This window comes from Streptococcus sp. Marseille-Q5986, assembly GCF_946902915.1.
Taxonomy (GTDB): domain Bacteria; phylum Bacillota; class Bacilli; order Lactobacillales; family Streptococcaceae; genus Streptococcus.
In genome coordinates, this window is record NZ_CAMPPY010000014.1 from 1 (window position 1) to 21,360 (window position 21,360).

Sequence of the window (21,360 nt, forward strand, 5' to 3'; positions counted from 1 at the left end):
GTTATCACTATCTTGTTCATAAAGTAAACAATCAACACAGCCTATATTTTGAATATTAGGATTACAAAATAAGAGTTTACCTGCGCTACGTTGGCTAAAACAGTATATACTAGGGATATTAAATAAATAGCATGCTCTATTTACTAATCTTTGTGCTATATAAGGAGGTTCATCCATACAACAAAATACCCAGTCACTTTCAGAAATTTCTTTTTTTACAGCATCAACAGTGCTCATTTTTAATTTTCTTTTTGTGACTACACACTGATAATTACGTTTTAGAATACAATCTTTTACACAGTCAACTTTATATTTACCAATATCGTTAAAGGTAAACATAGATTGCCTATTTATATTATTTTCTTTAACAATATCATCATCGACTAAATGAAGTCGCCCTACCCCTAATTGGGCTAATTGTAATGCGATATGAGAACCACCGGCTCCACATCCTAGTATGGTAACTTTTAAATTACTCAATTTTTCAAGTAATTTAATCCCACCAATACCTTCACTAGAATAATAAGTTTCTAGTGATTCATTAATTAAATAGTGATCAATTTGATTTACAGGTCTATCTAATATTTCTAATAAATTACGATCAGAAAATTTAGATATATATTTTTCTATAATATTTTCGGATATATCATATTTTTTTCTTAATAAATCTTTAATTTCTTCAAAGCTATTAATTCCATTGCAACAAGAAATTAAATCTGACCAAAAATCTGAGTATCCTGTAATTTCTAATACATCAACATCATCAGCTCCAATTCTTAATCTGTCGTTCTTCCATTGGTAAACGATTCTATCCTGGTTCCATTTTGGGAAATAATTATCCATTTTATATCCTCAACTATTTGATAAAAGCATGCAAGATGAACATGCATGCTTCTGTTATACACGAGAAGTCGATTAATATTATTGACTTCTTTTTATTAATACAAACTAATTTAAACTCTCTTTTAAGAGTTTAAATTAACTAAATCTAAAATTATCTTAGATAAAGTACCAATTAGTTGTATCTTCTTCACGAATTTCTTCAAATTCTAACTCCAAAATGTTGAAATCTTCCATAATCATGATCATCACCTCCTTTCTATTATAAAACAATAATCTGATCAAACTCTTCCAATATTTCTGGATTTTGATCATGAGTAATGACAATAACAATTGCATCTTTAATGGATAGAATGTAATCCATTATTTCTTTTGCTTTTATTGGATCAAGGTTACTTGTAGGTTCGTCAAATATATAAACTGAATATGTTTTGACTAAAAACCTAGCTAAATCAATTCGTTGCTTTTCTCCTTCTGAAATGATTTGGTTTGATTGAGCTAGGTTTTTACGAAGGAAGTCTTCATTAAAACCTAAGGATTTTCTTAATTTTTCAGTTAAATGAAGGTTTCTAGCCAATTTGATATTCTCTAGAATATTGCCTTCAATCAGAAAGTCATTTTTTTGCACAAACGCAATATCTTTATATAACTCCTCTGAGGAAATATCAATATTCTGTTTTCCGTTGATTTTTATTTCTCCATCATAAAGATTTTTTGGATAATAATTTAGTATTAATTTTACTAAAGTTGTTTTCCCAGCTCCTGAAGCACCTATAATTGCATAGCGCTTGCCTTTTTTAAATTCATAGGAAAAATGATCAAATAATATTTTATTTTCAATTTCATAATGTAATTGGCTAATAGAAATGGTCGAAATGTTATCACAATCAATTGTACTTGTTTTATGGGAAGTTCCTTGATTTGTCTCATATAGATTTTCCTGGATATTATCAATAATGGACTTGCTACTGCTGATTAAATTTTTATTGTAAAGAATAGATTGTAATGGAGCAAAAACACCGTTTAATAATTGAATACTTGCTACTAGTAATCCAATAGTCAGTAAGTTATTTCTTACAAAAAAGATACCAGCGACCATACAGGATAGTTGAGAGCCAAAACTTAGTAAAATCCCAGTAGTTGAAGCTAAGTCTTTTAAGAATTGATATGTTTTTCTGGACTCTTCAAATTCTAAACTGATTCCCTGAATTTTTTCTTGGGTCCAGCTTTGAATATTTAATAACTTAATTTGTTCAAAACCATTAATAAAGTTTGTCATTTTTGACAAATAGTGATTATTTTGTAGAGAATAATTATTTGTTGATTTAGTCATTAACTTTCCAGGAATTTGTGATAGGAAAACCGTTATACTCGACAATAAAAGGAAGACTAATGCTAATCGCCATTCTATATAAATAATAGCAACCACACTCATGATAAGGCTCCCTAAATTTGCAATTAGAGAGATTTTAGGGATTAATAAATTTTCTTGAATAAGGTCACTGTTTTTGGTGATATTATTTAAGAAATCTGAATGGTTACGGTTGTCAGTTTGGTTAAATTCACGCGATAAATAATGTAATAAGAGACGCCTTTTTAGATCTAAAATAACTTTTTTTACATATTCGTTTTTAAGATAGGAATAGGAAGAAGAAATCAAGAACCACAGTAAAATCGAACCTACAGAAATAGTGATATGAAAGAGTAATCCACTATTTGAATTAGATATACTATCAAGTATTCTTCCTAATTGCAGAGAGAAGAATGTCATTAAAAGAGCACTTGTCAAACTTAATAAAATAATCAAGAAATATAGTAATTTATATTGTTTCATAATCTGGTTCATATCTTACTCCTTAAGTAACTCTGATGAGAATATTATAATCCAAATATGAAAATCAGAAACAAACTTCCCGTATTGGGGACGCAATGAATAGTTTACACTAAATATAAAAAAAAATTATAAAATAATTATTTTTTAAAATAAGAGGAGAACTCATATTTTTATTTAACAATGAATATATCACACTAAACCAGATAGAATATACAAGTTAATTTGTACCGAAATTACTATATATTATAAGAAAAATAGAAACTCTAAAGCATTCTGTACACTTTAATTTTAATTCATCTCTTTTTGTTTCTAATACAGAGTATTGAGACTGGATTATAAGCACATCAACAAAAAACTCTATTCAAACCTACCTTTGAATAAAGTCTTTTAACTATCTAAAAAGTTCACATTTTATGCTTATTTATGGAGTTAATGAAGCGCCAACTAAATCCTAGAACCAACATCAGATTGATGAAAAAGTACACAGCCGTAAAACTAGTTAAACCATGTTGTCTGATATCATCAAAATATAAACTAGGTTCAGTAAAGAACAGATAAATTCCATAGACCTCCACGAAAATAAGAAAACTGATAAAACCAATAAGGAAAAGTCCACTGGCAATAAGAAAGAGTCTCCATAAAAGAATGAGAATTCCTCCTACTGCTAAAAAAATTACTGGGATAAGGAGTAAATCATTCATGACTTTCTCCTTTCTAATCAATCAACTGACGATAATGGGTGGCAAGAGAGGAATCAAACTCTTCTAATTTTTGAACTAAGTCCAAATACTCTTCTTTTTCATGTTCTTCAAAGTCCACACCTTGATGATTCTGAAGAGCGATTTCCAATTGACTAGTGAGCTCTCGTTTAGAAAAACTGTAATCCCCTGTCACTTCCTCATAATGTTCCTTTAACTCCTTGTAGGCTTGGTATTCTTCAGGTGTTTGAAATCCCTGTACCAAAGCCTCTTCTAATTGATAATAGGTATCTTCCATCATAATCGTTACCTCGTTTCTTTCTATCTTTATTCTACCGCGCTTTTCTTTTCTTGTCCGCTATTTATATCTATTTTTTAATCTAATTCAAAAGAAAGTTGTTCTTGCTTTTCTTTTCCTTTTTCGTGGAATTGTCGTAAGGCCTGATCAATAATATCTAAATCCGTTTCTGTTTCAATCAATGGCGCGAGTACATCGTATTCGGCCTTTTTAGTTTGATAATCCTCTTCCTTTGGAAAATTTTTCTCAATTTCTACCTTAGCAGTAGTCCATTTATCCTTTAATTCATCCAATAAGTTCTGAGTTTTCACTTGGTCATCTTTAATGTGGTCTATCGTATGCTGAAGCCTTTGAATTGTCCCCAAAGGAGAATACAAATCCAAACTGACAGAATACTGATTTTCTCCTACAATCTTAACAGAGAAGGTTTCAGGAAGAGGCTGATTCGTTGGTAGACTAAGCATTTTAATGTCAAATCCTCGATAACTTGCTAGGGTTCGAAATTCTTTGCTGTCAGATTGATTATGACGGATAAGACGGTGTAGGGATTCCCCTGCTTCAGCTCGTTGCTCAAACGCTTGCTTACCTACCGTCATAGAAAATGCCTGGTCTTTCGACATTTCAGACTGTTGAATGTCGCCTTCATACTTGCTTAATCGTTTCTCAAGAATGGGCATATTTTCTTCACAGTAGGAGATTGTATGACGATAGTGATCCTTGCTGCGTTGAAAGGCGCGTCTTTGATTTTCTAATAGAGTTAGATCATTCTCTAGTTCCATCTTATATTTGAGATAAGGATTACCTGTTGCTAGTGCCTTAAAATCAGAAGCTGTCATGGTCTGCTCATCAATATCTTCTGCAGCACGAATCGGCTCCTTAGAAGTCATAATCTGCTTAATATAACGGAGTTTGTTCTCCTGAGTTGCCCATAGATAATTATCAAATGAACCTTTGGTAATGTAGTGGTAAATATCCACTTCCTTGTTTTCATTTCCCTGTCGGATAATACGTCCATTGCGTTGCTGAATGTCACTTGGTCTCCATGGCACATCCAGGTGATGAACTGCTTTCATCTTGCTCTGAACATTTAAACCTGTTCCTCCTTTTTCAGTTGAGGCAAGGAGAATCCGCACCTCTCCTGCATTGACCTTTCGAGACAAGCTATTCTTCTTTTCATCACTATTGGCATCATGTACAAAGGCAATTTCCTTACTAGGGATTCCTCTATCCACTAATAAAGCCTTTATTTCAGAATAAACATCAAAGCCATTATCCTTTTTCTTAGGTGTGCCAATATCTGAGAAAATCATCTGAGTAGCCTTATTTCCCATTCCCTCACGATAAATTCTTTCAACATTATCCACTACCTGAAGCAGTTTATGATTATCTGCTAGACTATAGCTAGAGTCCAATAAACGCATATCAATAGCTAGTTTCCGTGCCTCACCTGTTATCTTTAACATGTTATCCTGACTCGGATCAACTGTTCCACATTTGACCATATCTGACCTCATAACTAATTCTTCTAAATAGAGTTTCTGGTTTTCAGTTAACTCACTCTCAATAGGGATAATATGAGCTTCTGGAACAGGTAAATCCAACATATCTTGTGTTTGAATGTCTGCTGTTTCTTTATAGATTTTCATCAACTCAGGTAGATTGACAAACTTTTTAAATCGTTTCTTAGGCTGGTACTTATCCCCTGTAGGAGCTAATTCCATAGAGTTTTGAATTTCTCCAAAAGCACCTACCCAAGAGTCAAAATAATCAACTTGATAGCGTTTTAAGATATCTGGTTGAATATAGTTCATCATAGTATATAACTCACTAATAGAATTGGAAACAGGTGTTCCTGTCGCAAAAACAATATTCTTAAAATCATGTTCTTCCTGAATCTGTCGAACCTTCATTTCCATATCCACGTTCTTCTTAGAGGTTGTATTGGTAATACCTGCTACATTCCCAAGTCCAGTAATTGGACGAATATTTTTAAAGTGATGTGCTTCATCCACAAAGAGAAAATCAATTCCTAAGTTTTCAAAATCAATAAAACTATCACGATTAAAGCGTTGCAGTTCTTCCAATTGTTTCTCTAGACCACTTATTGATTGCTCTGCTTCTTTAACAGTATACTTATTTTCAGAATGTGTTTTAATCTCTCGTAGTTCATTGAGTTTATCCTCGATATAATTCATCTGTCTTTCCTTACTGACAGGGATTTTTTCAAATTGAGAATCCCCAATGACAATGGCATCGTAATCTCCTGTAATAATACGCGACACAAATTGTTTTCTTCTCGACTTCACAAAATCTTTCTTAGTGGTCACAAAGACCTTTTTAGTAGGGAAAAATTTCATGATTTCTTGGCCAAATTGAGCAGACAAACTAGAGGGCACCACATACAAGGGCTTATGAACCATGCCCAACTCCTTTAATTTAAACCCAGCACCAAGCATGGGCAAGGTCTTTCCTGAACCTACCTCATGAGCTAACAAGGCTCTTTTTTCTTCTACGATTCTTTGAATGGCATTCTCTTGGTGAGGACGAAGACTGATGTTTTGTGCCAAGCCATCAATGACTAGATGGCTACCGTCATACTCTCGACTAACCGTTCGATTATAAAGACGATTATAGCTTTCCTCAATGACTTGCTGGACTTCTGGATACCGTGAGACAAATTCTTGAAAGAGCTCTTGTAAATGCTGCTCTTTTGCTCTTAGAACAGAGGTTTTTTCCAAATCTGTGATGGTCTTTTTCTTTTCTCCTTCCGTAACAGTCATGGTAATCGTCGGTTGGTTCGAATTAAGTAAATTCTCAAAAATCTTTCTTCCTGTATCATAACGTGACCCACTAACTCCAAGACTACTGTCTTTGGCACTTGGATAGCGATAAGCAAATGATGTCTTTAAATGAACCTGGCCATCGACAGGATTCACTTCAATGACTTGTTCAACATCAGGCGAAGACAATTCAAATTCACGATTGGTAAAACATTCAAAGGCAAATTTACCATAAACGGATTGAGGAATCCAACGTGACCCTATTTTAAACTCAATATCTGCCAGATGAATCCGTGGAGGGCGAACAGACTCTAACAAATCTAAAGCATGGGACCAGTCACATTCTTGGTTGTTTTCCTCCACTAATAGTTGAACTACTTCTATCTTGTTGAGAATGTCTCCTGATAAAAACTGGTTCTTAGAAAGATATTTTCTTTCTCCTCTTAAATAGCTTTCTGGATCCATTAAAACCTGATCACCTAACTCATCTAAAATAGCAGCTTGGCTATGTTCGGGATAAATTGATACCATATAGTCTAAATCAACCCCTCTACCATCCGATAAACTAGAGTTTAAGGCATCTAGAGCCGTTGATACTCTTGCAATCACTCTCTCCGACCTAACCAATGCTTTCTCAAAGGCTAAAGATTTTTTATATTTTACTTTCTGATCTTTAGAATCAATGTATTCATCTTCTAAACTTGCAAGCAAAGAATACTTATCGTCACTATCAAATAAGTTCCGATTGACTGAGGCATTCAAGTATCCAAATTGACTTACAAAGCGGTCATAGTCACGATTGAGTTTACTAAGTAATACCTGAAAATCTGTCCGACTATAATCTTGATGACGTTGAATTTCAATTAAGGATTGATAGGTCTCTCTCAAATCAACCATTCCCTTAATGCGACTAATATCCTTATCCGATAAGGGACTTTCATAAAAGACAGTTTTTTTGAACAGTCCCTTATATTTCCCCCTTTTACTCGCTTCTTCTGACTTGTAAACATCTAGTGCTTCCTCATCAGTCAAATGAAGTTGCACGAATCGGTCTATTTTATGTTCAGACAAAGAACTGTCCCAAGCTTTAAACTCTCCCTTCTCGTCTACATAATAACTAATTTCGTCTACTTTTGAACTTTTCCGAATGCCATGTGTATCTCGGTAATAAATTTGATTTCCCTCATATCCAAAAGAATAGAGCGCTAAGTTCTCACGAATACGACTTGGGATAGAATGATCCACTTTTTCTTGGATAAAAACAGGTTCTTTCAAAGAATTGTCAATTGGTTTAGGTGCCTCCACATTCTCTAATGCTTCCATGATGTCAGTAGTGAATGTTTCTGATTCCCCCTTAACATTGAGAGTTCCTCCATTAAAATTGCGTACCTCATATTCACCCAAAACTTGTGTATTGTATTTCCCATCAAAATAAGGATTGATCCAGACACGCTTATCCTCCTCAAAGGGAATAGAGCCACTAAAGACAAGCTCCTCCTCATGAAGATTCTTTGCTTGATCCTTTTGAAAGAAGAGGAGGTCTGTGGTCACTCGAGTACCTGCAATCTTTTTAAAAGCCGTATCCGGCAAACGAACTCCCCCTAAAAAATGAGTGCTCGATTTAATCTCTTGTAAGACATTATCCGTCCGCTTATCCATTGTGCCAATAGATGAGATAATCGAAACTTGTCCTCCGTCTCTTACTAAATCAAGTGAGTGTTTGACAAAGTAGTCATGAATCATATAAGGTCTATCATAATTTTTATCTGCAATGCGAAAATTTCCAAATGGTACATTCGTTAAGACTAAATCAAAACTATTATTTTGATAGGGAACTTCTTCAAATCCTCGCACTTCAATATGAGTATTGGGATGAAGTTGTTTTGCGATTGCGCCTGTCACACTGTCTAATTCAACTCCATAGAGTTCTGATTTCTCTCGTATACTTCTAGGCATCGCCGCAAAGAAGTTCCCAGTCCCCATAGAAGGATCTAAAATTCTTCCTCCCTCAAAACCATCATCCAGTAACTTTTGCCAAATCTGGCGAATAATCATCGGGTCTGTATAATAGGCTGTGAGAGAACTTTGTTTCATGGTAGAGTATTCTGATTTACTTACTAAGCTCTTAAGAGTTAAACGTTCTGCCTCATACTTTGGATTGAGTTCATCAAAAAATTCATTGGCAAGACCACCCCATCCAACATACTTGGCTAGTAGTTCTTGTTCTTCTGGACTTGCTTGTCGTCCCTCTTTTTCTAATCTTTTAACAAGTTCAATTGCGGCGATATTCGTTTCAATCTTTTCTCGATTTGTCTTAGGATAAAAGTCCTCTAAATCATCTGGAAAAACAAAATCTTGAACAGGGACATCCGTCTCTTTTATACCCGAAATTAAAGGTTTTGTTTCCTTGTCCTTATCCTTTTCATTTTCATTTTCTTCTTCCAGGTAGGAAAACAAATCTATTTCCTGACTTTTACTTGATGAATCAATCTCAATCTCTGAATCTTCTTTTTCAAGTTCTACGAGAGACAATACTTGTTCAATCTCTTCCAAAGTGTTCAAGTATAAGATAGGATTCTCTTCAAATAACTGGTTGGAATCATTGAATAACTCTAGGCGAACTAAGTCATTTAACTGTGCATTTTCAATCGAAACCAACTGAAATACTTGTCCTTTATAACTTACTTGTGAACCGATTGGATATTCCTTCAAAGCTTCTTCTACAATTTTATCGACATTAGAAAAAGAGTTCGTTTCTTCCGTTTCCTGTTCAATACCACTTGAAGGAGATAAAACTTCCTCTACTTGATTAGACTTTTCGCTTCTAGCTTTTACATCATCAAAATGAGTAATAATCTTCAGCTTTTGTGTCAGTGGGAGTTGTTGGTAGTTTTCTTCATGATGGACAAGATCCGTCACGGTATCTAAAGTAGCCACTAATTCAGAACCCAAATAAGCTAGAACATCTCCCTCTTTTTCTTCAAAATGAATCTCAAGAACTTCTTTTTTAAGCTCTTTTGAGTCAACCATTAGAAGAAATTCCTCTATATCTCTACTAACACGGTCAGATAGATTATTCGCAACCCGATAGACATTGACTAAATTGACATCCTGATTCTGATGAAATACAAGCTCACTTAATGGTTCTAACTTCTCTTTTTCAGATTGGATGTAAAATCGAGTGGAAAGGTTATAGGTTGCGACTTCTAGCACCAAGTTTTTCTCCCAACTACTTAATTGAGATAATTTACTTAGACCTGCTTGTCCAAAATTTCTTGTATAACTTTCTAAATCTTGGTCATTATTTTCAGAACTAGCCTCTAAGAAAGAAACAATATCTTGATCAAAAGAATAGACGTGAGGAATCTCTTCTATCTTGCCCTCTTCAGCCAAAAAACTCTCTACCAAATCCTGCCATTTCTCATCAAAATGTTGCGCTTGATAACGAAGAAATAGGTCCATTTTCTCCCTATCTTTTGGAATTGTTCCACGAAACATAGCCAATAATTGCATTACTTCCATACTCGCTCCTTTCATCTATATGAAAATAGGAGAATCACATGATTCCCCTACAACTCTATCTCCATTTCAACCTCTTGAGGACTGGTTTCTAAATCACTAGACAAAAGAGAAACAGAATCTGTTCTCATGTAGTAAGTATATAAGTCTTCTAGGTCTTGTTGGTTTTCAATCCCTGTTTCAATACTAATCAGAGCCTGTATAAATTCCTTGTAGTGACTCTCCATCATATCTGAAATCTTTTGTTTCATTTCCATAAATACTGAAGATGGTTCAGTTATACTTGTTTGGTCTATGTCTTGTAAATCCTTTTCTAAGGGATTGGTTCCTTCTTCTACTTCCACTAAATCTGAACGACCATCACCATCAGAATCTGCACTAAGAGGATTGGTTCCTAGCGCTAATTCTTGAGCATCAGTTAGTCCATCTTGATCCGAATCACGTTGATAAATGGCTTCCATATACTTCCTTCTTTCCTAGTTAATCTTTTTTCACTCCAATCCTACCAAATATTCCTTGAAAGAAGTATCACAACAAAAAAAGAGAACGAGCCAAAACCTCGTTCTCCTTAAAATGATAAAACGTTACTATCAAAGTAAAAAAGATGACTTACAGAACCTGTAAGCCACCTAGTCAGTCGGTTTATTCTGGTGTCTGCCACCGCTTGGCCCTTACGTCCAAGATTGCTATCGGATTTTGTTCTGGTGTCCGCCACCGCTTGGCCCTTATGTCCAAGATTACTATCAGATTGACCATGAGCCAACTACTCATCTACTCCATTATTCTAACGAATATGAGCTACAAACGCAAGAGAAAAACTTATTTTGGATTTATACACTATAAAAAACATACACTATCTTCAGATTGAACTTTTGTTCAAAATAAGCTATAATGAATTTAAGTAGAAACAGGAGGTAGAACAAATGGCTACAATCAGTTTAACACGTGATATAAAACTAACAAACGAAGATGCTCTAAAAATTCTTAATCATAAACCATCTAAAAAGCTACAAGCCGTCTTGAAATCTATTGAATCACAGGACGCTACCGCTCCAACGAAAAATAAACTCATTTCAAAGTATCTGTAAGATGACAATTCAAGTAACACCACTTAAGCAATATCTTGAAAATATTCAAGTGCTAGCTCCTGATAAAACTGAGAAACAAGTTCAGGATCTATTTAAAACTATCATTTTAGAAAATGTTGATTTCAACGGTAATGAAGAGATGTTGACTTATCTATCTGATAAAGCTCCCAATTTTGAAAAACAACATCGTTCTCGTAATTTTATCGTTGAAGAAACTGAAACAAATAACATCATAGGATTCTTTAGTTTATCTCTCAAAGTTGTTGATATTTCTGATTTAGAGAAATCCTTAAAAAAGAAACTCGTCCTAAAAGGGAAAAGTCCCAAAAATATTGATTATCTCCCTGTGTTACTTATCGGTCAATTCGGCAAAAACACAAAGCTAAATAAACTATCAGGACAAGAGTTATTTGAAATTGTAATTCAAAAAATTGAAGAATTTCGAGCAATTGTAGGAACTCAGATGGTATTTTTAGATAGTATCAATCATCCTAAAGTCATTCAATTTTATGAACAGTTCGGATTTGTTGCTTACAGTCAATTGATTAAAGATGATCATCAAGTAAGTTATCAGCCTATGGCATTAAATATGTCGCTCTATAAAAAATAAGAATCATGTCACCTAAACTGATGACATGATTCTTTTATTTCGTAGTATAGGCAAAACTGATGGCACTATCTGCTTGAGAGATTTTTCTAAAGGTATAGTTAGGATTACCCCCATAGTTAGTTTCAGACACAAGGAAAGAACCATCATCATATACTTTCTCGACAAAAGCCACATGACCATAGTCTGCTGGTGTCCCATGTGTACCTCCTACAAAAGAAACAATAGCACCTGCTTTTGGTGTGGAACCCGTTTCTCCACCAAGACTTGAAGCTGTCGCAACCCAGTCTTGACCATTTCCCATGGTATTAATGATTGAAATCTTCTCTCCATTACTTCCTTTTAATTTTAAGCCTAACTGATTCATACGAGCCGCAACACCCCATGTACATTGTCCATAGGCATAAGCCATACCATCTCCACCACCAGGAACAGAATGATCATACAAGTCCCCACGAACCCCTTCAAGGGATTGTGGATCACTTTTTGCCTGTCCTCCGTTTGTTTGGCTAAAGCCTTTTTCAATTTGGTAATACCATTCCGTTGCTCTGGTTTGTCTTTCCAGTAGTTTGTCACCAGAATTTCCCTCCCAATAGGTGAGGAAGAGTTGGGCGAGATTGGCTGCACTGCCCGTATTTCCAAAGAAATCCTTTAACCAACTTTGATAGTAAGGACTATCCCCGTGAAGCATAAAATCAAGTTGGAGGTCTAAATCATACCACTTCTTATTTTTGATAGGTGCATAATTCAATAAAGCTGTATGACGTGTTGAACCATCTGCGGTATCCGTCCATTGACCTAACCCCAAACCTCTATGAAGGATATTAGGATAAGCACCACTATAAATGGCTGGCCCTCCTATCGCTAACCAGCTTTCATCATCCCATGAAGAATCGGTGGCGCCAACTGGAGGAGATAAATAATCCCCTTCAGCTCGTTTAGGATTGATAGAAGACTCTACAGACCAATTTCCTAAAATTGCCGCAATGGCTTGGGGACTTGCCCCTTGAGATTTCAAAAACTCATAAATATGTTTTGCTCGTTCAAACTCATCCCCACCAAACTGACCAATGGCAGGTAAGATAGTGGTCTGAAGTTGAATGACTTTTGGAAAATAAAATTGCGGATTGACATACACCAATTTTTCTTTCTTGTTCTTATACTTTTGATAGGAAACTTTCAAACCTGTATCATCTGGTGTTTCACCAATAATATCACCAGTTAAGACCCTTGTCCCCTCAATCGCACGGCCATTATGGATGGAATATAATGTTAAACGACTCTCATTCTCTCCTTTTCCGTTAGTGAGAATAACATTGTCACCATCTAGAGATACAACTCCATCCATTGGTGCGACAATCGTTTGGTGAGCCTTCGCTTCTAGTAGAATGTACTCCTGAAGGGTAGGTTTTCCGTCTAAATCATAGTATCCATAACGATAAGTCATGGTTAGACTATCTTCGTTGCTTTTCCCCTCAAATGGATTGTCTAATTCCTGCATGGAAGCATACACACCCTCTTCTTTTAGTTCCTTCATTTCCTCTTGATCGTCTTTCGATAGTTTATACTTAGGAGTTTCATATAGGTCTTGCATGGATTTCAAATCTTCCCCATCGTTTAAATCATGCCACAAAGTAGACAGATAATCCTTGTAAGTTTCTGAACTAAATAAGTAAACTGGTTTGTGTAACTCATAGTCATGGAATTTAAAGTTCATATACCCCATCACATCATCAACTTTTGTGTAATAAGTAATGCCTTTATCATTTGTTCGAGTATGTTCTGCGTCTTCCCAAGTTAGGTGGGTATAAGCTTTTGTTAATTCAAATTCATCTTGTTGAATCAAACTAGCAGATGAAAATCCTAAAAAGAAGCTCATCATAAGTAAAAGAAGAAAGACTAATCCTCCAACTATCCAGGTTGCAGGATTTCCAGCCGCAAATGTAAAGAAGGAAAAGGCTGCTTTTAGTTTTTGATAGATATTTCGGACACTTGTAAGACCTTGTTTCTTTAATTTTCGATACCGATTTTTAAAGGAACTTGGGTTATCTTTCGCTAGTTTCCATCCTTTTCCAGCCTTAAAATGATGGTATCGCTCTTTTGTGTTGGTCAGTCTTTTCTTGGTAAAACGACCTGTTGCTTGTCCTGTTTTGACACTAGCTTTTCCAAGATTATAAGAAAGCCGACTGTAGCGTTTCCCTTTTCTAATGGTCTCTTGAAGTGTGCGATAGCCTTCTAAATCTTCATTTTCTGAAGCTAACTCTCCACCTTCACGTCCAAGGACATAAAGAAAAGTTTTGGCTTTCCTACTGACTTTTTTGGACTTATAGGCTTGTTTAGTAGATTTTAGATTCTCTTTGGCGGCCTTGACTTCTTTCTTAGCTTTTAATTCTTCTAAACTCTTCCCTTGAAAGAAAAAATTAGATTTATGTTTCGATTCCTGACCGTAGAGAAATTTTTGATTGGTTTTTCTTTCTTTACGACTCTCTTTTCTTTCTTCTTTTGCTTCTACCTTGGCTTCTCTAAATTGCTTCTTGGCTATTTTCAATCGTTTCCTAGCATGAGGCAATCGTCTGTCTCTTAATTCTTTACGATTCAAAAGAGATGGAGGACTATTTTGAAGAATATGATTGTAGTCTTCATTTGCTTGTTTTACTCTCTCCTTTGAAGCTTCTCTCATCTCCTCTAGCTTTTCTTTTATCTCTTTTTTCCATGCTTTATTATCCAGTACAGCGGAATCTTTTTTCTGTTTCTTCACCTCCTTCTTTCCTTTTTTCAAGAATTTTTTCTCATCTTTTAGGCTTCTTCTAAATGCCTTTCGGGCACGTATAATTTCTCTTTTATCCTTCATTTACCTTCCCCTTAATTAGAAGCCATTTTATCAGGATCCGTACTCATGATATCAAACAATTGAGTACCTTGAGGAATCTTATTTTTAAAAGGAACGACAACTGAACCAGCTTTTATTAGTCCTGCGCCTTTTTCTGGATTGACTAAGTATTTTTCGAGTTCTTTTGACAAGCCTAAGAGTTGAACCAGTTCTTCTCTGTCATTTTTTGCTTGCTTGAGGAGAATCATAAATTCACTATTTGCAATAATTCGTCTACCATTTGGATCTAACAATAAGGTTTCGACGTTTTGAGTTATTCCAGTCGGACTGGCTCCATATTTTCTGACACGACTCCACAATTTAAAGAAGAAATCACTGGCATATTTATCTAGTAAGAGAAGCTGCATTTCATCAAAATAAATCCAGGTCTTCTTCCCTAATTTTTGATTCCGAACGACACGATTCCATATCTGATCAAAAACAACCATAAGAGCGATTTGTTTCAGCTCATCTCCTAACTTTTTAACGTTATAGATTAAGAAATTAGATCCTGTCTGAATATTGGTCTTATGTGAAAAAATATCAAGAGAACCTTCGACATACAGTTCCATATCAAGTGCCAAATTCTGCGCTTCTTCTTCTGGTTGTTGACTCAAGACAAATACCCATTCTTCCAAAGAAGGCTCTTTAAATGACTGATAGGTGAGTCTGGTAACTCGGTCGATAATCGATTTTTCTCTCCCATCCATTTTTCTATCCAATAACTTGCCGATAAAGGATAAAAGAAATTCTGATTTTACCTTTACAGGATCTTCATCCATATTTTCTTCAGACAAGTCAAGGACATTGAGATAAGTTTGGGAATCGGGCGCAATATCAATCATTTCTCCACCAAAAGCCCGTCCAATGACACTGTACTCTGCTTCGGGATCCACAATGATAATTTCAGTATTTTCACCAGATTCTTTGATTTTGGTCGTGATAATTTCATGCTTGGTTGCCATCCCTTTACCAGCTCCAGATGTCCCTAAAATCAGACCAGACGGTGTATTTAATAGGCTTCGATCAATGGTAATAATATTGCTTGATATTTGATTGATACCGTAATATTTCCCACTGCGGTCTTGTAAGTCTACTGAAGTCCATGGAGAGTTCACTGCTACATTGGACGTTAATAAACTCCGTGATACTCCCTCTAAAAAATCACAACCAAATGGCAGCAAACTATTAAAGGCTGCTTCTTGCATATATGGAAGTTTATCAATCATTAGGTCATTTGAACCGGCCACTTGTTGGATCGTGTCTAGGGCTTGTTTAAGTTCTTCTTCATCCTGACCAAAAACACCAATCAAGAAGACTGTTTGAAATAGTTTATCTCCTGTCTCAGTCATGGTTTTTAAGAGTTCTTCAGCTTCATCGATATTGCTTTCTAATACATGACCTACTTTTTCCAAATAGATACCTGTACGAGCTAGTTTTTGTTGTTCCCCAATCTTTTGGGATTCCATTAAGGTTTTCTTCGTTCGTAGTTTCTTCATGGCATCCGCCTTGGTCGAACTTTGAGCATGAAGGCTCACTATCAATTCCAAATCTCCTTGCATGAGGTCTCTGATAAACTGATCTCCTAACTCCATACCGTAGTCTCTCACATAGACAATCTGCAACAAGCGGTCATTGATTTGTATGTAATTCTTGTTTTTAAAATCCAAGAGATTAGGCGCTATGAAGTGACGAGTTGTCTGACCAGATCTCGTTAAATCACGGTAAGAAAAAGGAAGATGGTGTTCTCCTCTAAGCATATCCGCCAACAGGTTCACCCGTTCTTCACCAGCCAAGGATTCAAAACGTACATCAATTTCTGAGAAACCACTCTTGAAATATTCTCCTATTTGGGACAAGGAACGATAGGCTTGTTTGGGATTAGAATCCTTTCTACCAAAGCTAATCAGTTTCACAGCTGAAAAGTTATTTTCACCACTGTCTAAATTCTGATTCATCATCCGATTCAATTCTTTACGATAGGTATCATATCCATCTTCTTTTTCCTCATACAAAACACTTTGTCTAAACTTTTCTAAATTCAATCTTTTATTAAAGATAGTCAATTGGAAGTTGGTTTGATCATCTAAGGAGTTAATCAAATCAGAATACTTCTCAATGATTGCCCCCTTATCTTCTAAACCAACGGTCTGATAATTGACATCACCAAGTAAGTAGCTTTGTGAGAAATAATCTTCTTTTACCTGCATCAGACCATTTTGATACAGGGCTTGATAAGAGAGAGTATTAGCCGTTGAGGGTAACACTTCCTCTTTTTTCCCTTTAACCTCTTCCTTTTTATTAGTCATTGAAGTTTTTTGTTTCTTTAATGTATTTGATTTTCTTTTCATGTTCAAGTCCTTTCTTTCCTGTAATTGTGCGTAGAGGAACCGTTAGTTCAAAATGAAGACGGTATTTCAAATAATGTTCAAAATATAAATCATTGGGTTTATAGACTCCAAAAAGCATGAGGGGGATGGTAAAGGCAAACACAAAACCGTAAACAAACCAATCTCCAAATTGCCAGAAAAAGAGATTCAAGCCCAAAACAATAATTGTGACAATAAAGGCTGGTAAAACAAAGATGATTTGTCTTGTGGTGAAACCTAACCAAGCCCTGTGTTGGTATTTTGAGATGTCTTTAAAGACACGTGTATTCATGACTTTCCTTTCTAAAAAGGCTAAGAAGCATTCACTTCCTAGCCTTTATCTAATTACATACCTAAAATTGAGCGAGCCGTACGTTGAGAACCAACGAGGGCAATAATCAGTAAGATAGCTTGTATTAAACTACCAAACATAATCGCAAGTGATTGCAGGACTCCTGCACCATTTGAAACAGCTATTTTCCCAGCAGATTCAAACAAAGGAACAAGAGAAACAATCAGAAAAATGAGAACCCCTTGTACCGCATAGACCATAATATTTTTTAAATAGCCAATACCAATAGACTTCCATTCATCACTTAAAAATGTTGGAATCGTAAGAGGGGCAAATGGGATCATAAGGTAGAGTTGAATAAATCGAATAGATACCAAAAGATTAACCATGGCTGCACTTACTATCCGAACAAGCCAAATGAGGAGGGCGAAAAAGCCCACAATCATCCGGCCAATAAAGCCTGAACCTTTTAATCCAGAGATGGTATCATACTTTGCCCCACCGTGAGCCACAATCGAAGCCACTTGTTCAATGGCATGACTCGCAATCCCGATGATGGCTTCTACAATGACGGTCGTGTTGGTAATTACAACTGCGACCATAATATAACTAATCAACATCGGGGCTAATGCTTCAAAGGTCATCGCTCCACCAGAGTTAGCAATTTTCTTTGCCATCTTCGAAAATTCTAAGATGAGAACAACTGATAAAATCGCAACTCCAAGAGGTTGCATGACACTTTTAGTAATACTAGACATATAAGTCCAAACGGTTGGATTGTAGCTAGATAGAGATTTAATCAGATCTACCGTAGATTGTAAATCTACATTAAATCCTTCAAATAAATTTTCAGCTGATATTTTTTCAGATGCAAGGTAAACAAAGGGTGAGACTAAACTAAGATTCATGTCATTGTTTATCCTCCTAAATTGAAATCTGGGTTACAAAGGCTCCAGCAGCCCCTACCATAACTCCACCGACAATTTCAAGAATGGCATTCCGAACACCTGGCCCACCATCTTTAATGTTGGTTGCAAGGTTGACAATCCCCACAACAACGAGAAAGGCACCAACCGCAATCAATCCCTTCTGTAACAAAGACATAGCTTGTGCAAACATAGCACTTGCGTCTACTCCATAAACAAAACCTTTAAAATGCGTAATCATCTATTTCCTCTTTTCTATTTTTATTTTAAACTAGATTCAAAAGTTAAATCACGAATTCTAAGGCCTTCAAGATGGTTTTCTTGACTTTGATTCAAAGGATTGATCTGATAGTTCCACCACCGTTCATCGGTTTCTTGATTGGCTAGGTACTTCCAGTTTGGATGCTTGATGGAATTGTATTTTTTGCTTTTAAAGACTGGCATATTAGCAATTCGAACCAGGCATTCATGCCGTTTCATATTTCCAACTTCATCAGGTGTCATTAAATCACGGGCAATCTTTTGATGAGAAAGGGATCCTGAACCTGTCTGGCCAAAGGAACGACTGGTATTTCGAACATCAATGGTTTGTTTACCGAGTAATCCACTCATAAATTTAAAGGTATCTTCATCATTACCACCTAAGTAGACTAAGCTATCACAGTTTCCCAAAATGGTTTTCCAAGCTTCTTTTTCTTTATAGAGTCCTTGAAGTTGGGCAATATTTTGAAGAATGGGAACGAGACTCATATTACGAGAGCGAACTGTTGAGGTTTGTTCAGCAAAATCTGGGATTTCTCCGATATTTGCGAACTCATCTAAGTAAACTCTCACATGAAGAGGCAATTGACCCTTAAAATCAATATCTGCTTGTCTTGTTAGGGTTTGAAATGCGGTTGAAAAAAAGAGGGCTGAAAGAAAGCGAAAGGTACTATCGTTATCTGGGATAACTAAGTAAACCATTGATTTTTCCTGGCCCCATGTCTTCATATCGAGGGTATCTCTTTTGGTCAAATCCATGACACTTTGAATATTGAAGAGGGCAAATTTAGCAGTGGTTACAGCTATAACAGAATCCAGAGTCTTATCCTTATAATTTTGGAAATCTGCCCAATTTCGCATGGTAAAATTTTCAGTCCCATACTTTTTAGCATAATTTTCAAATAGAATTTCTAAGACACTTTTTTCTTGGTTTTCACCTTTGGATAAGTGTTTAATGAGTTTTGAGATTTCAGCAAAACTTGGATAACGCCCTCGTTTTTTTCGCTCTTCCACTTCTTTTTTTTGACGTTTCAACAAGTTTTGGTATTCTGTTTGACTCAAACGACTTTCTTCTATGAGCTGTTCTCTTGTTTTAGGTGGGTTATAGAAATCGACCAAGTAAGAGGCTAAAGCTCGTACCAAAGTCATAGAAGCTTCATCCCAAAATGGATCACTACGGGAGCCAGAGCCTTTGGTGTTATTGAAATAAACCGTCAGCATGCGATTCAAATCGTTTTCTGTCTCTATATAGCGAAAAGGATTAAAGCCATCTGAGTTCTTCATATTGACTAAATCTAACACCTTTACTTGGTAGCCATGTTCTAAAAAGAGTTTGCCCGTTTTCTCGGCCAAGTGATCTTTAGGATCCACTACAATATTGGAACTATTCATCTGAATCAGATTGGGTTTCACAAAGCGAAATGTCTTCCCACTTCCTGAACCTCCGATCACCGCAATATTCTTATTTCTATCATATTGGGGTGGTTTTTTATCTAATAATGTCAAACGAACATCTTGTGCTAAGATCGTATCATGAGAAAATTCCTTACCGTAAAAGAACTTCTTTTCTTTTAGAGTTCCAAAACGGGCGCTCCCGTATTCTACCCCTTCTCGGTATTGTTTTTTACCAGTCTCTAAATAGAGATAAACCAGCAACATCATCACAAATCCTAGTAGAAAAAAAGCACTTGATTTTCCAGTAAAGGAAACATTCCATGGCGACTGAAGAACTTCATCTTGACCTTCCATCAGAAGACGAGTCCATTTATCTATGGTATTTCCAGTATAGGAATCATACAAAAGCGTCAAACGATGAAAAAGATAGCCTAGTAAGATACCTAACAGTGAGAATAGTAGGAATTTCTTTCCACTGTACATCATCTCACCATCTCTTTCTGTTTGACGGCCCCTTCTTGTCTCAAGGTAATTTGGGATTTAGCCTCATCAATTGCATCGTCTAATGACTTATCCATGGTAAAATCAGCTAATTTCTCCGGATCATTAACCATTTTTTCTAACAGATGGTCTAAATGATTGTCTAGAATCGAACGGTCTTTCGTGTAGAAATGCAGAGAATCCCCTTGCCAAGCGATGGCTAAAGGAATCTCTTCTTTTTCTATAAAAGCTTTAAATTTCTCGATATCAATTGGTTTGTCTAAGAAATCTTTTTTCAGATTAATCGTATCAATCGCATAGGGAGATTGTAGCAATTCTTCTAATTTCTGTACCCCTATCTTATAGGCGGAATCTTGTGCTAAAGCCTGACGTCTAGACCATTCTAGAATCTTTAAAAGACTTTTTACAGTAAATAAAAGACTACGCTCAGCATATTGAACTGCCATTCGTTCCTGTTGTTCAGAAGACATCTGATGCCTCCTTCTTCACAAATAGCAGCTTTCCTTCTTTATAACGATAAGCTATCAATTTCTGACGTTGCTTAATCGACTTGATAACCTGCAGTAGATCTCTCGAATAAGGTTCTCGAAGAGTAACTTCTACTGCTTTCCCATCAAAGATACCAACTCGTTTAAATTCAATGTAGTCTTTTTTGAGATGTCCTAAGCCCATACCAAAAGGAAAGTGATGAATCAATTGGATGGTACATCCACCTTTATTTCCCATTTGTTTCAAATCATACAAGTTTACTACCTTCATGATTAACTCCTTTATCTAGTTTGTCGCATCGTTTAAGTCTGGTAACGATAAACTCCGTGTCTGTTAGAAAATTCTCACACACGTCTTGTGCCAGTTGCCCTTCACAGGGAAATACTCTCAGTCCCTACTTACACAGGTACGCTAATCAAGACGGAGTGGATTCAATTTTCAAAGAACAGGTAGCTTTATTATAGATAAGAGTAGTTGAAATTTTTATCACATTTTTTATTTTTCTGTAGAGCTAAATTCATACTAATCAAAGAGTTTGAAATAAAAGACTAACATTGTTACATAATGTTAGCATTTCATTTCCCTAAAACAAGC

General features: G+C 35.8%; 17 protein-coding genes. 3 read left to right on the forward strand and 14 right to left on the reverse strand.

Features of this window, described 5'->3' with window-relative positions; all coding sequences use genetic code 11:
• The 6 genes from OVN21_RS10700 to OVN21_RS10725 form a co-directional block, all read right to left on the reverse strand.
• On the reverse strand, positions 1–843 hold an 843-nt coding region (locus tag OVN21_RS10700), incomplete at its 3' end, for a HesA/MoeB/ThiF family protein (RefSeq protein WP_267248405.1).
• A 259-nt stretch (positions 844–1,102) separates the two neighbouring features.
• On the reverse strand, positions 1,103–2,686 hold the full coding sequence (locus OVN21_RS10705; protein WP_001071847.1) for an ATP-binding cassette domain-containing protein: 1,584 nt from the start codon (positions 2,684–2,686) through the stop codon (positions 1,103–1,105).
• 392 nt (positions 2,687–3,078) lie between these two features.
• Entirely contained in the window at positions 3,079–3,375 is a 297-nt protein-coding gene (locus OVN21_RS10710) for a DUF5966 family protein (protein ID WP_000998890.1), read from the reverse strand.
• 13 nt (positions 3,376–3,388) lie between these two features.
• The gene (locus tag OVN21_RS10715) at positions 3,389–3,673 is read right to left on the reverse strand and encodes a DUF5962 family protein (protein WP_000969637.1); all 285 of its coding nucleotides are present in this window, start codon (positions 3,671–3,673) and stop codon (positions 3,389–3,391) included.
• Positions 3,674–3,747: 74 nt separating this feature from the next.
• Entirely contained in the window at positions 3,748–9,972 is a 6,225-nt protein-coding gene (locus OVN21_RS10720; protein WP_267248406.1) for a DEAD/DEAH box helicase family protein, read from the reverse strand.
• A 47-nt stretch (positions 9,973–10,019) separates the two neighbouring features.
• The gene (locus tag OVN21_RS10725) at positions 10,020–10,430 is read right to left on the reverse strand and encodes a thrombospondin type 3 repeat-containing protein (protein ID WP_000387511.1); all 411 of its coding nucleotides are present in this window, start codon (positions 10,428–10,430) and stop codon (positions 10,020–10,022) included.
• Between the two features lie 143 nt (positions 10,431–10,573).
• On the opposite strand from OVN21_RS10725, the gene OVN21_RS10730 reads away from it, so the two are divergent.
• The 3 genes from OVN21_RS10730 to OVN21_RS10740 are packed head-to-tail and all read left to right on the forward strand — an operon-like array spanning position 10,574 to position 11,667.
• Entirely contained in the window at positions 10,574–10,837 is a 264-nt protein-coding gene (locus tag OVN21_RS10730; protein WP_013315442.1) for a hypothetical protein, read from the forward strand.
• A gap of 55 nt (positions 10,838–10,892) precedes the next feature.
• Positions 10,893–11,057 (forward strand): hypothetical protein, encoded by a 165-nt coding sequence (locus OVN21_RS10735; protein WP_000201399.1) that lies wholly within the window; start codon positions 10,893–10,895, stop codon positions 11,055–11,057.
• Position 11,058: 1 nt separating this feature from the next.
• The gene (locus OVN21_RS10740) at positions 11,059–11,667 is read left to right on the forward strand and encodes a hypothetical protein (RefSeq protein WP_000155338.1); all 609 of its coding nucleotides are present in this window, start codon (positions 11,059–11,061) and stop codon (positions 11,665–11,667) included.
• Positions 11,668–11,701: 34 nt separating this feature from the next.
• Here OVN21_RS10740 and OVN21_RS10745 read toward each other — a convergent pair whose 3' ends face one another.
• Genes OVN21_RS10745 through OVN21_RS10780 form a run of 8 tightly spaced genes read right to left on the reverse strand, consistent with a single transcriptional unit; the run spans position 11,702 to position 21,036 of the window.
• Positions 11,702–14,515 carry a phage tail tip lysozyme gene (locus tag OVN21_RS10745; protein WP_267248407.1) on the reverse strand — a complete coding sequence of 938 codons (2,814 nt, stop codon included), beginning with the start codon at positions 14,513–14,515 and terminating at the stop codon, positions 11,702–11,704.
• 11 nt (positions 14,516–14,526) lie between these two features.
• Positions 14,527–16,884, reverse strand: coding sequence for a VirB4-like conjugal transfer ATPase, CD1110 family (locus tag OVN21_RS10750; protein ID WP_267248408.1), 2,358 nt, complete (start codon positions 16,882–16,884; stop codon positions 14,527–14,529).
• Positions 16,835–17,194, reverse strand: a complete 360-nt coding sequence (locus OVN21_RS10755; protein ID WP_005589911.1) for a PrgI family protein — start codon at positions 17,192–17,194, stop codon at positions 16,835–16,837. The genes OVN21_RS10750 and OVN21_RS10755 overlap by 50 nt, the downstream gene beginning before the upstream one ends.
• Positions 17,195–17,247: 53 nt before the next feature.
• Positions 17,248–18,102 carry a conjugal transfer protein TrbL gene (locus OVN21_RS10760; RefSeq protein WP_001054256.1) on the reverse strand — a complete coding sequence of 285 codons (855 nt, stop codon included), beginning with the start codon at positions 18,100–18,102 and terminating at the stop codon, positions 17,248–17,250.
• Between the two features lie 16 nt (positions 18,103–18,118).
• Positions 18,119–18,361 carry a hypothetical protein gene (locus tag OVN21_RS10765; protein ID WP_000627865.1) on the reverse strand — a complete coding sequence of 81 codons (243 nt, stop codon included), beginning with the start codon at positions 18,359–18,361 and terminating at the stop codon, positions 18,119–18,121.
• A gap of 20 nt (positions 18,362–18,381) precedes the next feature.
• Entirely contained in the window at positions 18,382–20,259 is a 1,878-nt protein-coding gene (locus tag OVN21_RS10770) for a VirD4-like conjugal transfer protein, CD1115 family (protein WP_267248413.1), read from the reverse strand.
• Complete coding sequence (locus tag OVN21_RS10775; protein ID WP_117304301.1) at positions 20,259–20,747, reverse strand: hypothetical protein; 489 nt, start codon at positions 20,745–20,747, stop codon at positions 20,259–20,261. The genes OVN21_RS10770 and OVN21_RS10775 overlap by 1 nt, the downstream gene beginning before the upstream one ends.
• Entirely contained in the window at positions 20,737–21,036 is a 300-nt protein-coding gene (locus OVN21_RS10780) for a hypothetical protein (RefSeq protein WP_267248409.1), read from the reverse strand. Before OVN21_RS10780 ends, OVN21_RS10775 begins: the two co-directional genes overlap by 11 nt.
• Between the last annotated feature and the right edge of the window lie 324 nt (positions 21,037–21,360).

Coding starts and splice junctions, on each gene's coding strand:
- OVN21_RS10705 (WP_001071847.1), bottom strand. CDS start 2,686: ATGAACCAGATTATGAAACAATATAAATTACTATATTTCTTGATTATT.
- OVN21_RS10735 (WP_000201399.1), top strand. CDS start 10,893: ATGGCTACAATCAGTTTAACACGTGATATAAAACTAACAAACGAAGAT.
- OVN21_RS10730 (WP_013315442.1), top strand. CDS start 10,574: ATGACTTACAGAACCTGTAAGCCACCTAGTCAGTCGGTTTATTCTGGT.
- OVN21_RS10740 (WP_000155338.1), top strand. CDS start 11,059: ATGACAATTCAAGTAACACCACTTAAGCAATATCTTGAAAATATTCAA.
- OVN21_RS10765 (WP_000627865.1), bottom strand. CDS start 18,361: ATGATTACGCATTTTAAAGGTTTTGTTTATGGAGTAGACGCAAGTGCT.
- OVN21_RS10725 (WP_000387511.1), bottom strand. CDS start 10,430: ATGGAAGCCATTTATCAACGTGATTCGGATCAAGATGGACTAACTGAT.
- OVN21_RS10755 (WP_005589911.1), bottom strand. CDS start 17,194: ATGAATACACGTGTCTTTAAAGACATCTCAAAATACCAACACAGGGCT.
- OVN21_RS10760 (WP_001054256.1), bottom strand. CDS start 18,102: ATGAATCTTAGTTTAGTCTCACCCTTTGTTTACCTTGCATCTGAAAAA.
- OVN21_RS10720 (WP_267248406.1), bottom strand. CDS start 9,972: ATGGAAGTAATGCAATTATTGGCTATGTTTCGTGGAACAATTCCAAAA.
- OVN21_RS10710 (WP_000998890.1), bottom strand. CDS start 3,375: ATGAATGATTTACTCCTTATCCCAGTAATTTTTTTAGCAGTAGGAGGA.
- OVN21_RS10750 (WP_267248408.1), bottom strand. CDS start 16,884: ATGAAAAGAAAATCAAATACATTAAAGAAACAAAAAACTTCAATGACT.
- OVN21_RS10770 (WP_267248413.1), bottom strand. CDS start 20,259: ATGTACAGTGGAAAGAAATTCCTACTATTCTCACTGTTAGGTATCTTA.
- OVN21_RS10745 (WP_267248407.1), bottom strand. CDS start 14,515: ATGAAGGATAAAAGAGAAATTATACGTGCCCGAAAGGCATTTAGAAGA.
- OVN21_RS10715 (WP_000969637.1), bottom strand. CDS start 3,673: ATGATGGAAGATACCTATTATCAATTAGAAGAGGCTTTGGTACAGGGA.
- OVN21_RS10775 (WP_117304301.1), bottom strand. CDS start 20,747: ATGTCTTCTGAACAACAGGAACGAATGGCAGTTCAATATGCTGAGCGT.
- OVN21_RS10780 (WP_267248409.1), bottom strand. CDS start 21,036: ATGAAGGTAGTAAACTTGTATGATTTGAAACAAATGGGAAATAAAGGT.